The organism is Clostridium culturomicium (assembly GCF_000821305.1).
Lineage (GTDB): Bacteria > Bacillota > Clostridia > Clostridiales > Clostridiaceae > Clostridium_J > Clostridium_J culturomicium.
This window is the reverse complement of record NZ_CCXK01000016.1, coordinates 550,183-566,800: the sequence shown is the minus strand read 5'-3', so window position 1 is coordinate 566,800 and position 16,618 is coordinate 550,183. Positions and strand designations below refer to the sequence as shown.

The window sequence follows — 16,618 nt, the reverse complement described above, 5'->3', positions numbered from 1 at the left end:
TTATTAAATTCTTAATATAATTAAATAAAATAAAGGCTTAAATATGAGAATGTAAGGGGCGAGAGGATGAATATGAAAAGGAATATTATAAAAATACATGAAGAAAAATGTAATGGCTGCGGTATATGCGTTACTGCTTGTCATGAAAGGGCAATAGAACTAGTAAATGGAAAAGCAAAGTTAATAAGTGATATATATTGTGATGGATTAGGTGATTGTTTACCAAATTGTCCAACAGATGCTATAGAAATGATTCAAAGGGAAGCAGAGGAATATGATGATGATGCAGTTCAGGCTAGAATAAAGCAGCTTGAACAAGATGAAAAAGTAACAGGTAAAGAAGTAGCAGAAAAGCTACCATGTGGATGTCCAGGTACAGTAGCAAAAGTCATAGAAAGACCAAAACAAAGTGTTCTTAATTTAACAGTTGGCGGGAAAGCTACGGTTAAAGAAACAGTTTCAATGAAAAACACTTCTGAATTAAGACAGTGGCCTATTCAAATAGCACTTGTAAATACAGTAGCATCATATTTAAAAGGAGCAGATCTTCTTATTGCAGCTGACTGTACAGCCTATGCATATGGAAGCTTTCATCAGGACTTCATGAAGGATAAAATTACTTTGATAGGATGTCCTAAGCTTGATGATAATAAGTTTTATGAGGAAAAACTGGTGGAAATATTAAGTAAGAATGAAATAAAAAGTATAACTGTAGTTCGTATGGAGGTTCCATGCTGCTCAGGTATTGTAGGGGCAGTTAAAGGTGCAATGCTTAAATGTGGAATTATTGTGAATTATAAAGAGGTTACTATAAGCACAGGTGGACAAATAATTTAATAAAATCAAAGATTAAATCACAGGTGTGGTTTAGTCTTTTTTTCTTTAGAGGAAATTATTGCTGCATTTCATATGATTGAATCACCCAAAAAGAGAAAATTACACAGTGTATTATCACAAAAAATGTTTTCTGAATATTAATATATTGACATTGTTGATAAAAAAAGTAATAGGTGCTACACTGGAATTGTTAAAAAAATATCAATGAGGTGATGTGTTATGAAGGGCTATTTTGAGGGGAGATTTGAAGGTAAAAATGTACTTGTAACTGGGGGAACGTCTGGTATAGGAAGAGCAGTATGTATAAGAGCAGGAAAAGAAGGAGCTTATGTAATTGTTGTAGGAAGAAATGAAGCAAGAGGTCAAGCTGTAGTTAGTGAGATAATAAATAATGGTGGCAATGCAATGTTTTTTCAAGCAGATGTTTCAAAGGAAAATGATGTTATAAAGCTTTTTGAGGTGGTGTCTGATAAAGTAGGGAAGATTCATGTTGTCATCAATAACGCAGGAATTGTTGGTCATGGAGAAAGAATTGATGAATTATCAACTGATGAATGGCTTAATGTTGTTAATACAAACTTAAACTCAGCTTTTTATTGTTGTAGGGAAGCTGCAAAAAATATGATTAATCATAAAATAGGTGGTTCTATAGTAAATGTATCTTCAATTGCAGGAAGCACTGGTTTTTATAGATCAAGTGCTTATGTTGCATCAAAGCATGGATTAAATGGATTAACAAAGGCTGTTGCTAATGATTTAGCTATGTTTAATATTCGTTGCAATTCAGTATCACCGGCAGGAACTGCAACACCACTATCTGACAGAAGTTCTATGGAAGTTAAAACTAAATTAGGAGCAGCTATGGCAGCAGGAAAGTCGTTAGAAGAAGCAAAGTCTGAAACTATGATAGGTGGAAAAACTGAAACGTTACAAAAAAGATCTGCTACGTCAGAAGAACAAGCAGCTACTATTTTATATGTTGCTAGTGATGAAGCAAGTCACATTACTGGTTCTATAATTATGAGTGATGGTGGATATACTGCATATTAATTATTAAATTCAATATAGAACATAATTTAAAGAGAATCCATGATATTTTTTATCATGGATTTTTTACTGTAGGTGTTTTAACAATGGTATGGTAAAATAATAAGTATAAGGAAAAAAATGTATTAAGGTTTGGTGGTGATTTTAGTGATTAAACTACGTAATAATACTTCTCAATAATTGCATTGCAAGGGAAGTATTAAAAATGAAACAACAAAAATATTATCCTTTGTGCTGCAGTTAGATTAAATATTTAATAGTTAATTTAGTTTGCAGGAGGATATAAAAATGAAAAAATATATAAGAAAAAATTTAATTGTGATAATTATATTTGTGGTCGTATTGCTAGTAGAAAATACTGCAGCAATTGGAGTTCAATTTCTAAAAGGAGATTTATTAAACCTAGCTATTGCTGGAGTTGGAAAACAAGCTTTGTATAAAGGCATGTTCCTTCTCGGGGCTATAATTTTGGAGATAATCTTCATGTATTTTGAGTTTATTTCAAACAATAAATTTAGTTATTTATGTGTTAAAGACTTAAAGGAAGATTTGTATTCGGCTACACTTAAAAGAAATTACACACAATTTAACAAAAATAGCATAGGAGAATATGTTTCAAAATTTACTAACGAGGTTGAAACTATAAAAAACGATTATTTTACGTGTATTACAATGCTTATAATGTTTATTATGAAAATTATATTTGTTTCAACTGCTTTAATTTTTCTTAATGCTAAGCTGGCGATCATAACCTTTGCTCTTTTAACAATGCCATTATATATTCCTAAACTGGCAGAAAAGAGGTTGCAACGCTGTAAAAATAGTTTTTTAAAGAATATGGAGAGTTTTTTAGAGAAGCTTAATGACTATTTACAGGGCTTTGAGTTAATAAAGAATTTTTCAATTGAAGAGAAGATAAGAGAAAAGTTTGTTTCTGAAAATAGTAAGGCAATGAAGAGTAGTTATGTTAGTGCTAACACTCAGTCCTTGGTTAGAACAATTTCAGCATGTATGTCTTATTTTTCCTATTTTATAGTCGTAGCTTTTTCAGCTTACTTAGTTTTTGCTGGAGAATTTAATCCAGGAGAATTTTTTATTGCTGTAAATATGATAGATCAATTAAGTTATCCTATTATAGCTATTTCGGGATGTATACAAGGCATAATTTCAGTGAAGGATTTAAATAAAAACCTTGTTGAGTATTGTCAGGATAAAGATTTAGAGAAATCTGAAGGAGTATGTATTAACAATTTTAAGGAAAGTATAGACTTTAATAATATAAGCTTTTCTTATGAAGAAGGTAAACCTATATTTGAGGGGATTTCAATGAAGTTTGAAAAAGGAAAGAAGTATATTATTAAGGGGAAAAGTGGATTTGGAAAGACAACTTTAATGAATTTATTTTTGAAATACTACAAACCAGACGAAGGTAAAATTTTTATTGATAACATGGATATACAGCAAATTAATAATATTTATGACCATGTTTCGGTGGTAAGACAGGATAATTTTATTTTTAAGGATACCTTAAGAAATAATCTTACCATGTATGAAAATATTTCGGATGAAAGGATATTTCAGGTCCTTGAAAGGCTTAATATGCATGAGTTTGCAAATAAAGATTCTTTAAATATGATAATTGGAAGTGGAGGAGCTGCTTTATCAGGGGGAGAGGCTAAGAGGTTGTCTATTGCTAGGGCTTTATTAAGGGAGAAAGATATTTTGATATTGGATGAACCTTTAGCAAACTTAGATAATGAAACAACTAGAGTTTTGGAAGATGAGATACTAAGTTTAAAGGATTGTACCATCATAATGATTACCCATGTATTAAATGAGGCTAAAGAAAATGAATTTGATATGGTATATAGCTTTAGTTAGATAATATAGAATTAAATTTTTTATATAAGAGAAGGTTGTATCAAGGAAAAAAATCTCATTGATACAACCTTTAATTATTTAAGTTTATTTATAAGGTATCCTATGTTACTAGGAATAAGATTAGAATTAGGAAATTGTATCTCATAAAAACAATCAATTCATTAGTAAGGCACGTACCAGAAGTGTTAATAAATGATTTCCATATTAATTTATGTTAGAGGAACACCATCACTATTAAGATAAATATATTTCTGACCATTGCGGACAATTACATTTTCCTCATCATAAGAGCAAATTTCATCATAAGTAGGTTCAACTAAGGTATGTGTCTTAATATTATAGAAACCATATTTATTATTCGCTTTTATAGTAAGTAAGTCACCGAGGCTTTCTTCAATTTTATCATAGGAGAAAGGGAGAATTTCCTGTCCCAGGGTATCAATTATTCCATATTTATAGTCAGAGTTTTGGACTATAAATAAATTTTTTGATGAATAAATTGGAGATAATTTAGTATATTTCACAGGAATTACTTCTATGCCTCTGTTATTGATGCAGCCATATTTACCACCATCATAAACAATTCCTATATCATTATTCAAATAACTATAAAACTGAATTGTATCATAGGGGGTATCAAATAGTAAATTTCCATCGTAAGAATAGCAGGCTGTATTAAACTTAGTTTCTTCAGAATAAGAAGCAGTAATAATTGGTTTGTTATTTTCGTCATAATGGTTAGTAGCTATTGCTCTATAGATTGGTTCACAAATATATTCACCTTTAGTATTAATGATACCATACTGATAGCCAGACATAACAATGGCTAAACCAGCATTAAAGGATTCTGCACTAGTAAAAGGTCCTGGAATTGTAACTTCACCAGAATAATTAATATAGCAATAACCCTTATCATTTCTAAGGGGAATTAAACCTTCAGACAAGGAAGGAACTGCATCGGTGTAACTTGAATTTTGGATAAGTTCCTTTCCATTGGTGTCAATTAGATTGTAGATTCCATTTTCACAAACTAAAGCAATTCCTTCTTTTTCAAATTGGAAAGAGGAATCATATTTTGGTGCTATAGTAACGTTATTAGCAAGGTCTATAAAACCAAACTTATCATCCTTACCTATAATTAATATTTCATGAAAGGGAGAGGGATAAATAGTGTCATAGGTTGGTTCCACAGATATATTCTTTTCAGGGTATATGTATCCAAACCTCATACCGTCTTGAGTTATAAAAATAGGAGTTTCATTACCGTTAACTTTAAAGTATTCATGATAAATACTGCTGTAATTGAAGTCAACAACCACATTGCCATCAAGGTCAATATAACCACATTTAAAATCTTTAAGCATTGCTACATAATCTCCATTTGGACTTAGTAGCTGATCAAATTGGAAGGGGCAAATTACATTATAACTTTCATCAAGGATTCCCCACTTTCCATCCTTTCTTACAAAAATATTCTTGTTAAGATAATCAATAATTTCATCATATTCAAAGGGAAGTAAAACTTCATTATTTTTATTAATTATTCCACTGTAGCCATCCTTTTCTACTTTAGCTTTTCCATCATGAAAGCTATCACCATCTTCATAAATTGTGGGAATAACTACATTGAAGTTTTTATCAACATAACCGTAGAGACCATCAATTTTTACCATAGCAACACCCTCACTAAAAGTAGAGGCCTCCTCAAATTCTAAGGTTTTCTCATCCTTTGAGCATGAGATTAAAAACACTAGGGAGATAAGTAACATTGTAAGAGCAAGAAACTTATAAATTAGCTTCACAAATAAACCTCCTTTAGATATAAATATTAAATGAAAAAATCAATAAAATAAGTAGCAGTTTAATTATTTAAAAAAGTATTTCTCCATTTTCATCTATATAAAACCATACTTCATTCTTTTGTACTGGTATTGGAAATCCTAAGAAAGGAATATCTAGATATGAATAGACATTATCATAAACATTTTCCTTCAGTTCATTAGTTTCTAAGTTTAAGCAGCTCCATCTACCATTAAGCTTAACAAGAGCAAGTTTAGAGTCGTAACTTTTTATATCATCATATTTTAATGGCAATATTTCATTTCTAAAGATATCAATTATTCCATATTTACCGTTTTCTTTGATTACTAATTTGTTTTCATAAGCTATTTGAATATCTTCATATAATGGAGGCAGGATTTCTATTCCCTTTTCATTGATGCATCCAACTTTTCCATTAAGATTTACAAGTGCCATGTTGTGTTCAGGCATAGATATATCATCATAAATAGTTTTGAATAGAATTTTTCCTTCACGGTCTATTGCCATAGCCCTTTGATTTGAATCTTTGTTTAGATAATATGATGGGTAAAAGCTGGCCGATTCTGGCCAATATTTTGACATCATTGCAGCAATGCTTTTTCCGTATTCATCAAAATCTACTATTTCACCATTAGCATTTATATAAACAGTCTCATAAGTATTTTCATCAATTATAACTGGGGCAACACCTTGTGTGAAGCTTGATCCAAAAGCAAAGGAGGGTTCAATAATAATCTCTCCTTTTGTATTTATGCAGCCATATTTTCCCTCTTTTTTTACAGAGAAATATGGAGTGTTTGAGAAATCTATCTCTTCATATTCAAATGGAATTACTACATTTCCGTTTGTATCAATACATCCTTTTAATTTTCCCTTAGTCTGAATGCTGAAACCTCCTAAAAAGAAACTTGAACTATCGTAAGCAGGCTGAATAACTACTTCGCCAGATTTATTTATATATCCATATTTTCCATTTATTCTTACGCAGGCTAAATCATCTAAAAAAGGATAAGCGTCTTCAAATACAAGAGTTTTTTCATTTTTATAGAATTTTGAAGATAGTGCAGCAGCTGCAATTAGTAAAATTAAACCTATAAATATTTTAGTATGTTTTTTCATAGTTATCCTCCTTTAAATAACTCTACTTTAATCAATATCCATCAGTATTTATATAAAACCACTGTTATTTAGGCTCGATTATTTTATTATCGATTAGATTTATAAATCCGTATTTATCGTTATTATTTAAGGCTATTATAGATTCATCAATATTAGGGGTCTATATATTTTCATATTGAGGAGGAATAGAAAGAGTTTCGTCCCAATTTATTACTCCTATTTTGTTATTAAGAGAAGTACGTGATTTTTTTATAGAGTGGTTCTAAGAATATATTTCCATAAGTATCAATAATACCATAGAGGGTATTTTGTTTAACTGCTGCAAAGCCATCATGAAAATCTAATGCATCTTAATAAATTTTGAAGTTACTTTTACAGGCAGTTAAAGAAAAAATATAAGAATAATTAAGAGGGGAAAAGTATAAAACATGAAAAAATTTAATTATTATTGCACCTCCAAAGAAAGTATTATTACTTACATTATAAGTAATAATATGAATTTATACAAATAATTTACATGCAAATGACAAATAAAAACACAGCATAAAATTCTATGCTGTGTCTCCAATATATTATCTTCTTTTATTAGATATTTCGATATTTACTTTTCTCTTACCGAACATTTTTCCTTTAGAGTTGCTTAGGATAGTATCAACAAGATTTGCAGGAACGTCTACGAAAGAGAATTTATCAAGGATATCAATTCTTCCGATTTCTTTTCCCTTAACCCCTGCAGTATTGTCTAAGAATTCTATTATGTCCTTAGCTCTAGCTCTATCTAATTTACCAACTGATAAGAATAATCTAGTAGTATCTTCAACTTCTTGAGTTTCTTCTGTGTAGTTGCAGTTTAACTCTTTATCAAACATAAGTTTTAATAAAGAAGCAGCAACATCTTCAGCGCCGTATTCAGTAATTAGCTCTTTAGCCATTGGCATGAAAGTAGCATAAGCGTCTTCTTGAAGAACATTTGCAATGTTTTCAAGTAAGCTTCCTGATTTAGCAGAAAATATATCAGCTAAAGTAGGAATTTCTTTCTTAACAATTTTACCTTTTGTATGGTTCTCGATTTGTCTAATGAAAGAAACTTCTTTTCTTGTTGCGAAGTTGTAAGCTATACCTTCTCTGTTTGCTCTTCCAGTTCTTCCGATTCTGTGAACGTAAGACTCGATGTCTTGAGGAAGGTCGTAGTTTATAACGTGAGTTACATTCTCAACGTCAATTCCACGTGCAGCAACGTCAGTCGCAACTAAGAAGTGAAGGCTTCCGTTCTTGAATTTAGCTAAAGTATTCATTCTTTGGCTTTGCTTCATATCTCCGTGCATGCCTTCAACACTGTAGCCCTTACCGTGTAAAGCATCAACTACTTCATCTACACCTTTTTTAGTTTTACAGAACATGATTGCTGAAGTTGGATTATCAACGTCTAAGATTCTGCAAAGTGAATCAAATTTATTTGATGGATTTACTAAGAAGTATGATTGATGAATTTTTGATACAGTCATAGTTTTTTTAGCTATTGCTATATGTTCAAGATCCTTCTTCATGTAGTTCTTAGCAAGATTTTTGATTTGTCTTGGCATTGTAGCCGAGAATAAAAGTGTTTGTCTTTCTTCACTTAGGTTAGAAAGAATGCTTTCTATATCCTCAATGAATCCCATGTTTAACATTTCATCAGCTTCATCTAAAACTAAGAACTTAACGTTTTGTAGTTTTAATGTTCTTCTGTTGATGTGGTCCAATATTCTTCCTGGAGTTCCAACAACGATGTCTACTCCTCTTTTTAAAGCACTAAGCTGTCTGTCAAAAGATTGACCACCATAAATTGCAAGTATTTTATACTTTTCATAAGTACATAATTTTGCTAACTCTTCACTAACTTGTATAGCTAATTCTCTTGTTGGAGCTAATATAAGAGTTTGAACTGCTCCACCTTTAGGACCCATATTACTTAATATTGGAGCACCAAAGGCAAGGGTTTTACCTGTTCCTGTTTGTGCTTGACCTATTATATCTTTACCCTGTAAACTTACTGGAATGCTTTTTTCTTGTATATCACTAGGATGCTCAAAGTTTAAGTCTTGAATAGATCTTAATATTGACTCCTTTAAACCAAGTTCTTCAAATTTAATTTTTCCCATTTATTATATTCCTCTTCTCTGTTTTCTTTAAATACATCTAATAGTATCATAGTATATATATAATAGCAAATAGAAAGTTGTTTTTCTACTATTGTTATATGTGAATAAAATTAAGATGTAAATTACCTCATATTTATTTAGAAGCAATACTTTAAGTGTAAGTTCTAGGAGTTAAATTAAAGATTTAAAATCTCCTTTAACTTCAACGTAAAGTAAGTCAAAGATTTAGTTATCCATTAAAGTTGTAATATAAAACTCTATTTTATTTATTAAAAATCATATATTATATAGTATGTGTAGATATATATTCAAATATATATACTTGGGTAAGAAATTGAAGCTTTAGATTAAGCGTTAAGGAGTTTATATGAAGAAAAATTTATTTGATACAGTTGAAACATATTTGAGCAATGGATTACAGCTTATAACTATAAAAAAAGAAACACAGCTGGCATCTTTAAATATTGGAGTTAAAGTTGGGGCAGTATGTGAGGAGAAAAAAGAAAGAGGAATCTCTCATTTTATTGAGCACATGCTGTTTAAAGGAACAATAAATAGAACTAATGAAGAGCTGAATGCAGCTTTAGAAAGTTTAGGTGGTGAATATAATGCGTATACGGATTATACTTCAACAGTTTTTAATACAACTACTTTAAACGAAGAGTTAGAAAACAGCTTAGAATATTTGGCGGATTTATTACAGCATCCAACCTTTAATGAAGAGCATATTGAAAAGGAAAGGGGCGTTATTCTTGCAGAGCTTAGAAGTAGCAAGGATGATGTGGAGGATTTATCATTCCAGAAAATTAATGATATGGCCTTTACCAATAGTCCGTTAAAGGTAGATGTAATAGGTAAGGAAGCCATTGTTAGAACAATAAATAAAAAAATGATTACCAATTACTATAATAAGTTTTATGTTCCTAACAATACAGTGATTACCATAGTTTCTGACTTTGAGCATGAAAAAATAATAGAAATAGTTGAAAGATGGTTTGGAGCATGGGAGCAAAAAACAGTAGAAAAAGCAGTACTTGAATTTGAGCAAAATAAGGAAAAGTTTAAAATAACTCATAGAGACAACATGGAACAAAGTACTGTGTTATATCTGTATACATTTAAGGATTTAACAAAGAAAGAAGAGTTAGCATTAAGAGTTCTAAATCACAAGTTTGGAGAAAGCTCAAACTCTATATTATTCAGGGAGCTTAGGGAAGATAAAGGGCTTGCTTATGATATTTATACAAGCATGGATTTAACAACAAATTTAAAATCCTTATATATTTATGCGGCGGTTGCACCGGAAGATGTTGATGATGCAATAAAAACTATTGACAGCTGCATAGAAAGAATTAAAGAGGAAATAATTGTATTTGACAATAATACTATTAATATAATGAAAAAAGTATTTAAAACAGCAATTGCATCAACCTTAGAAGATTCTACTGATTTAGGTAACTATATTCTCCACCAAGCTATGGATAAGGAAGAACTGTATCAGTTTACAGAAGATATGGAAAGGTTAAATACCATTGAGGCAAAAGATTTATATAATGTGGCGAGGAAGGTTTTAAACAGACCGACTGTCCATGTGCTGTTATGCCATAAAGAATAAGATAGTTAGGGGTAAAGGCATATAGTATTTAGGCGAAGAGTTGTCTATACCATATGTCTTTAATTAAGGAAGATAAGTTATGAAGAAGATTATTACGAAAATTGAAGCTCAAAAGAAAAAAGAAAATAGAGTTAATATATTCATTAATGAGGAGTTTGCTTTTGGATGCAGCAGTGAACTTGTTTATTACCATAATTTAAGCAAGGGTAAAGAGGTAAATGTTGATGAACTTAAGGAGCTTATTCTTGAGGATAATTATATTACTGGAAAGACTAAAGCTTTAAAATACTTAGAAGCCTCTCTTAGAAGTGAACATCAAGTTAGAGAGTATCTAGAAAAAAGAGAATATGAAGAGTCAGTTATAGATAGAGTAGTTGAATTTTTAAAGGAATACAAATTTATTGATGATACATATTATGCTAAGGCATATGCTACTCAAAATATCAGATCCCAAGGGAAAAATAATATTAAATATAAACTTATGCAAAGGGGAATAGGAGAAGAGATTATTGTTAAGACTTTAGATGATATTCCTAGTGAAGAGGAATATAACACTGCTTTAAAGCTTGCAGAAAAGAGATGTGCTGTACTTTGTAAAAATGAAAGGGATCTTTGGAAGATAAAAACTAAACTAAACACCTTTCTATTATCTAAAGGGTATGGATACGATACAGTAAAATCTGTTATAGATAAGTTGGAGATTATACCTTTAAAGGAGCAGTATAAAGAGGTAGATGGGTGCTTAGAGGAAGCAACAGTTGAAGAGATAACTTATGGGAATAGCATTTATTTAAAAACTGAAAAACAAAAAAATGGTGATTCTGAAGAAGAAAGAGAAGCTGAACTATACAGTCTGGCAGAGAAAAGATATGAGAAGCTGTGTAGAACAGAAAGTGATAAGTTGAAGCAAAAAAGAAAGTTACAGGATTTTCTTTTTAGAAAAGGATATAGTTACAGTGAAATAAAATCGGTAATCAACAGATTGACTGACGGGATAGAAGAGGAATATTAATTTATGAAACCCCTCTTCATATTCATTCAGAGGAGTACTCTTACAGAGTAAGTTCGAGTGACTAAATCATAGATTTAGACTCTCAATCAACTTCTACCAATCCAATCATAGATGCACGCTGTGAAAGTTCCACTTGCCAGATCAAAGATTTGGAGTGTCACTTTTGGAGTATCATTTTTGGAGTATCACTTAAGGAGGTGGACAGGTGAAGTTCCTAGAGGAAAGCAACATAAATGTAATTTCATTAATACTTGTAATTGCATTTATTTACCCTGTATTAATGGGGGTTATTTTTAAACTTAAAAGCAGAAGTATGGTAACAACTTTAAAAAGTGTTTTATCATCAATTGCAATGCTACTTGCAATAGTTTTAACTGCTTTATTGGTAAGGGATGTAGTTAATTTAGATAAGTATGGACTTATGGAGTACTTATCTAAAAATATTTCAGCCTCATTTGTTTTTCTTATTACAAAATCAAAATTATTTGTTGGAGCAATCTTTTTAATAGTATTTTTGTTTTTATATCAAACTTTCAAGTGGGGAATTGAGTTAATTAATAGAATTGTTCTATATCCTCTTTCAGATGGTATTGATAGATGGCTTAGAAATAAGGGAAGAGGAACAAGAATGCTGTTAGGGGGACTTTTTCAGGTGCCAAAAGGGATTTGTTATATATTAATTTTGACTGCCCTTCTTAGTTATACCGAACCGTTTTTAAATAATGAAGGCTTAAGTGCAAAATTAAATGATTCCAAAGTCTATGGCTATATGAATGAAAGTATTATTGAGCCTCTTTTAGAATCAGATATGGCAAAAAACTTTCCAAATATTTTGCAGGATTCCTTTAGAATTGTTAACTCTAATGAGAATGTGGTTGAGACTGTAGATGGATATCTTCAAGGGTTGATATATTATAACGGGGTTACTCTAGATGAAGGTATAAGATCTAATGAAGAGATAGATGAAATGGCATTAAAGCTAACGAAGAATTGTGAAACGGATTATGAAAAGGCAAGAATTCTTTACGACTGGGTAGGAATGAATATCGAGTATGATGATGATAAGGCTACTGAAGTTATGCAGAATAAAGTTCCAGTGGGGATTGATTCTGGTGCCATCAATACCTTTGAAACAAAGAAGGGCGTGTGCTTTGATTATGCATGCCTCTATGTAGCTATGTGCAGAGCTAATGGAATTCCAGTAAGATTAATTGTTGGAGAAGGTTATAATGGAATTGAGTGGATTAGCCATTCATGGAATGAGGTTTATATCAAAGATCGTGATGAATGGATAGGTGTTGACCCGACTTTTTATGGTGGCGGCAAGTACTTTGATAGTGATATTTTTAATGCTGATCATATGGGCAGAAAGATAGCAGGAGAATGGTTTAAATAAATGTATATTAAAAGCCGACTATTAGCAGTTTAAAGCAGATAGTCGGCTTTTAGGGTGGGGTGGTTTATATTAACTTGATTTCTTATACTTTGAAAGTATAAGGTCAATGGCCTTTTCGCATTCATCATCAGTATTATCAAGAGTCCAAGCAGTATTAAAATAATGAAGAGCTTTAGGATTATCTCCAAGCATTACGTAACAATATGCTAAATTAAAAAAATACTTGCTTTCCTTACGAAGCTCTAAGGCCTTATAAATAAGAGGAAGAGCCGATTTATAGTCCTTTAACTTTATGAAACATACAGCAGAGTTATAGAGGGAAGGTGCTTCAAATTCTTTGAGCTCTGCTGATTTTTGATACATTTGAATTGCATTTTCATAGTCTTTAATTTTATATAAATCATTGGCTTTTGTAAAATAGTTCAAGGAAAATACCTCCTATTATTTTAAAGTGACACTCGAAGTAACCCTTATGGATAAGGATTCATAAGAGTGATTTCTATATCTAAGTATTTTCCAAAATATAGAATAATATACGATTGCGGTATAAAAATTTGGAAAATTGGAAAAATAATTAGATAAGAAGGTTAAATTGAGGATAAAACCATGTTGACAAAAATAAATTAAGTGCATATAATAAATGAATAAATACATTATATAAATTGGCTGTGATGAAGAGGAGTAGAAATAGGGAATATTTAGAGAGGAAAATCCATAGGCTGAAAGGTTTTCTATAGGAAGTATTTTGAAGGTAGCTTCGGAGCTGCTTCGGCGAAATTAAAGTAGCTGAAGACGGTGGTCCTCCATCGTTAAAATTAAGAGAGCCTTAAGATTAGTCTTGAGGAATAAAGGTGGTAACGCGCGCTGTCGTCCTTTGGGGAGATAGCGCTTTTTTTTATTCATTTTTTAGTGATAATTACTAAGTGAATATGAAGTGGAGTTTCATAAGTTAACGTACAAATTTATAATTTGGCAAACGTTAACTTAATCTTTCGAATTAAGATGAGAAGGAGCTTCATTTAAAGTGATTAAACAAAGGTAATTTCAGAAAGTATAAATCATAGAAGGGAAGGATTCAAAATGGAAGAAAACAAAAATATAGCAAAGAATTATGATCCAAAAGAGTTTGAAGACAGATTATATAAGTGGTGGGAAGAAAGTGGTTTCTTTACTCCAGAAGTGGATAAAAATAAAAAGCCATATTCAATAATGATGCCGCCACCAAATATAACAGGTCAATTACACCTTGGCCACGCACTTGATAACACTCTTCAAGATATCTTAATTAGAACGAAGAGAATGCAAGGGTACAGCACGTTATGGCTTCCAGGTGAAGACCACGCAAGTATCGCTACAGAAGTAAGAGTTGAAAAAGCTCTTCTTGCAAAAGGAATCAACAAGAAAGAAATTGGAAGAGAAGCTTTCTTAGGACACGTTTGGGAGTGGACTGGAGAATATAGAGAAAGAATCAGAACGCAGCTTAAGAAGATGGGTTGTTCTGCAGACTTCACAAGAGAAGCCTTCACAATGGATGAAAACTTAAGTAAAGCAGTAAGAGAAGTTTTCGTTAAATTATATAATGATGGATTAATATATCAAGGAAACAGAATAACTAACTGGTGTCCAAAATGTATGACTGCTATTTCTGATGCAGAGATAGAGTACGAAGAGCAAAATGGACATTTCTGGCACATCAATTATCCAGTTATAGGAAGCGATGAAGTTGTTGAGATTGCAACAACAAGACCAGAAACTTTACTTGGAGATACAGCAGTTGCTGTAAACCCTAATGATGAGAGATATGCTCATTTAATAGGTAAAAAATTAAGACTCCCACTAGTAGGAAGAGAAATACCAGTTGTTGCTGACGAGTATGTTGATATGGAATTTGGAACTGGATGTGTTAAGATTACTCCAGCTCACGATCCTAACGATTACCAGGTTGGTAAGAGACATAACCTTCCAGAAATCGTTGTTCTTGAAGAAAACGGAACTATTTCTGAAGGTTATGGAAAATATTCTGGGTTAGATAGATATGAAGCTAGAAAATTAATGGTTAAAGACTTAGAAGAGCAAGGTCTTCTTGTTAAGATTAAAGACCACGGCCACAATGTTGGAACTCATGATAGATGTGGATGCACAATAGAGCCAATGCTTTCTAAACAATGGTATGTTAAAATGGATCCTCTTGCAGCACCAGCAATAAAAGCTGTTAGAGAAAAAGAAATAAAGTTCATACCTGAAAGATTTGAAAAAATCTACTACAACTGGATGGAAAACATCCAAGATTGGTGTATTTCAAGACAATTATGGTGGGGACACAGAATACCAGTATGGTACTGTAAAGATTGTGGAGAATTAAACGTTCAAGTTGAAGCTCCAACTCACTGCTGCAAGTGTAACAGCACAAACTTAGAGCAGGAAAGTGACGTACTTGATACTTGGTTCAGTTCAGCTTTATGGCCATTCTCAACACTAGGCTGGCCAGAAAACACAGAAGATCTTAAATACTTCTATCCAACTAGTACACTAGTTACAGGTGGAGATATCATATTCTTCTGGGTTGCGAGAATGATATTCTCTGGACTTTACAACATGGGAGAAAGACCATTTGATACAGTATTTTTCCACGGAATGGTTAGAGATGACCAAGGAAGAAAGATGTCTAAATCTCTAGATAATGGAGTAGACCCACTAGAAGTTATAGATAACTATGGAGCAGACGCTTTAAGATTCTCTCTTGCAACAGGAAATGCTCCAGGAAGCGATATCAGATTCTATGAATCAAGAGTTGAAGCTGCAAGAAACTTTGCAAATAAGATTTGGAATGCTTCAAGATTCGTTATGATGTACTCTGACGAAGCTTTAATGGAAAAATATAAAGACTGTAAAAACTACTCTATAGCTGATAAATGGATTTTATCAAGAATGAACGATGTAACTAAAGAGGTTACTGAGAACTTAGAGAAGTTTGAAATAGGAATAGCATTACAAAAGGTTCATGACTTCCTATGGACTGAATTCTGTGACTGGTATATAGAGCTTGCAAAACCATCACTATACAGTGAAAATGAAGAAGTTAAAGGTGTAACTTTAAATGTTCTTAACAAGGTTCTTGTTGATGGATTAAAATTACTTCACCCAGTAATGCCATACATCACAGAAGAAATCTACACTCACTTAAGCAAGGAAACAGAATCTATAACAATTGCTAAATGGCCAGAATTTGATGCAGCTCTTGAAGACAAGAAAGCTGAAGAATACATGAACTACATCATTGACGCAATAAGAAACACAAGAAACGCTAGAGCAGAAATGAACGTACCACCTTCAAGAAAAGCAACAACTTATATCTTCGCAACAGAAGCAGCAGATGCTTTCGTAGAAGGTAAAGTTTACTTTGAGAAGCTAGCTTCTGCAAGCCAGGTAATAATCCTTAGCGCTAAAGAAGAAGCTCCAGAAAACATTGTAACTGTAGTTTCTAAAGGTGCAGAAATCTACATGCCTCTTCTAGAGCTTGTTGATGCAGAAAAAGAGCTTGAAAGATTAAATAAAGAAAAAGAAAAATTAGCAGCTGAGATAGACAGAGTTGAGAAGAAGCTTTCTAACGAAAGATTCGTATCAAAAGCTCCAGCAGCAGTTGTTGAAGAAGAAAAAGCTAAGGGTGAGAAGTACAAAGAAATGTATAACTCAGTTCTTGAAAGTATAGCTAAATTACAATAATAGTTAATGATAAGAGCTCCATTCGG

General features: G+C 31.9%; 12 protein-coding genes and 1 other annotated feature. Of the genes, 7 read left to right on the top strand and 5 right to left on the bottom strand.

Features of this window, described 5'->3' with window-relative positions:
- Positions 1-72 precede the first annotated feature (72 nt).
- The 3 genes from BN1075_RS11980 to BN1075_RS11970 all read left to right on the top strand — a co-directional run bounded on the left by BN1075_RS11980 (position 73) and on the right by BN1075_RS11970 (position 3,765).
- A complete protein-coding gene (locus BN1075_RS11980; protein ID WP_040193562.1) occupies positions 73-837 on the top strand; it encodes an ATP-binding protein in 765 nt (254 codons plus the stop codon).
- A gap of 219 nt (positions 838-1,056) precedes the next feature.
- Complete coding sequence (locus BN1075_RS11975; RefSeq protein ID WP_040193378.1) at positions 1,057-1,887, top strand: SDR family NAD(P)-dependent oxidoreductase; 831 nt, start codon at positions 1,057-1,059, stop codon at positions 1,885-1,887.
- Positions 1,888-2,172: 285 nt separating this feature from the next.
- Positions 2,173-3,765 (top strand): ATP-binding cassette domain-containing protein, encoded by a 1,593-nt coding sequence (locus tag BN1075_RS11970; protein WP_040193376.1) that lies wholly within the window; start codon positions 2,173-2,175, stop codon positions 3,763-3,765.
- 209 nt (positions 3,766-3,974) lie between these two features.
- Here the strand turns inward: BN1075_RS11970 and BN1075_RS11965 are convergent, their stop codons facing one another.
- From BN1075_RS11965 to BN1075_RS11955, 4 genes are all read right to left on the bottom strand, one after another.
- A complete protein-coding gene (locus tag BN1075_RS11965; RefSeq protein ID WP_040193375.1) occupies positions 3,975-5,567 on the bottom strand; it encodes a WG repeat-containing protein in 1,593 nt (530 codons plus the stop codon).
- A gap of 67 nt (positions 5,568-5,634) precedes the next feature.
- Entirely contained in the window at positions 5,635-6,705 is a 1,071-nt protein-coding gene (locus BN1075_RS11960) for a WG repeat-containing protein (RefSeq protein WP_040193374.1), read from the bottom strand.
- A 227-nt stretch (positions 6,706-6,932) separates the two neighbouring features.
- The gene (locus BN1075_RS22515; protein WP_081911582.1) at positions 6,933-6,998 is read right to left on the bottom strand and encodes a hypothetical protein; all 66 of its coding nucleotides are present in this window, start codon (positions 6,996-6,998) and stop codon (positions 6,933-6,935) included.
- 279 nt (positions 6,999-7,277) lie between these two features.
- Positions 7,278-8,846, bottom strand: coding sequence for a DEAD/DEAH box helicase (locus tag BN1075_RS11955; RefSeq protein ID WP_040193373.1), 1,569 nt, complete (start codon positions 8,844-8,846; stop codon positions 7,278-7,280).
- A gap of 367 nt (positions 8,847-9,213) precedes the next feature.
- Between BN1075_RS11955 and BN1075_RS11950 the strand changes: the two genes are divergently transcribed.
- From BN1075_RS11950 to BN1075_RS11940, 3 genes are all read left to right on the top strand, one after another.
- Entirely contained in the window at positions 9,214-10,461 is a 1,248-nt protein-coding gene (locus BN1075_RS11950) for a M16 family metallopeptidase (protein ID WP_040193372.1), read from the top strand.
- A 79-nt stretch (positions 10,462-10,540) separates the two neighbouring features.
- A complete protein-coding gene (recX, locus tag BN1075_RS11945) occupies positions 10,541-11,473 on the top strand; it encodes a recombination regulator RecX (protein ID WP_040193371.1) in 933 nt (310 codons plus the stop codon).
- Between the two features lie 205 nt (positions 11,474-11,678).
- The gene (locus BN1075_RS11940; protein WP_040193370.1) at positions 11,679-12,869 is read left to right on the top strand and encodes a transglutaminase domain-containing protein; all 1,191 of its coding nucleotides are present in this window, start codon (positions 11,679-11,681) and stop codon (positions 12,867-12,869) included.
- Between the two features lie 69 nt (positions 12,870-12,938).
- On the opposite strand, the gene BN1075_RS11935 is transcribed toward BN1075_RS11940, so the two are convergent.
- Positions 12,939-13,295: a tetratricopeptide repeat protein gene (locus tag BN1075_RS11935; protein ID WP_040193369.1), complete on the bottom strand. Its 357-nt coding sequence runs from the start codon at positions 13,293-13,295 to the stop codon at positions 12,939-12,941.
- A gap of 233 nt (positions 13,296-13,528) precedes the next feature.
- Positions 13,529-13,747, top strand: a binding site (T-box leader).
- A 202-nt stretch (positions 13,748-13,949) separates the two neighbouring features.
- Here BN1075_RS11935 and BN1075_RS11930 point away from each other — a divergent pair.
- Entirely contained in the window at positions 13,950-16,592 is a 2,643-nt protein-coding gene (locus tag BN1075_RS11930) for a valine--tRNA ligase (protein ID WP_040193368.1), read from the top strand.
- The last annotated feature ends 26 nt before the right edge of the window (positions 16,593-16,618 follow it).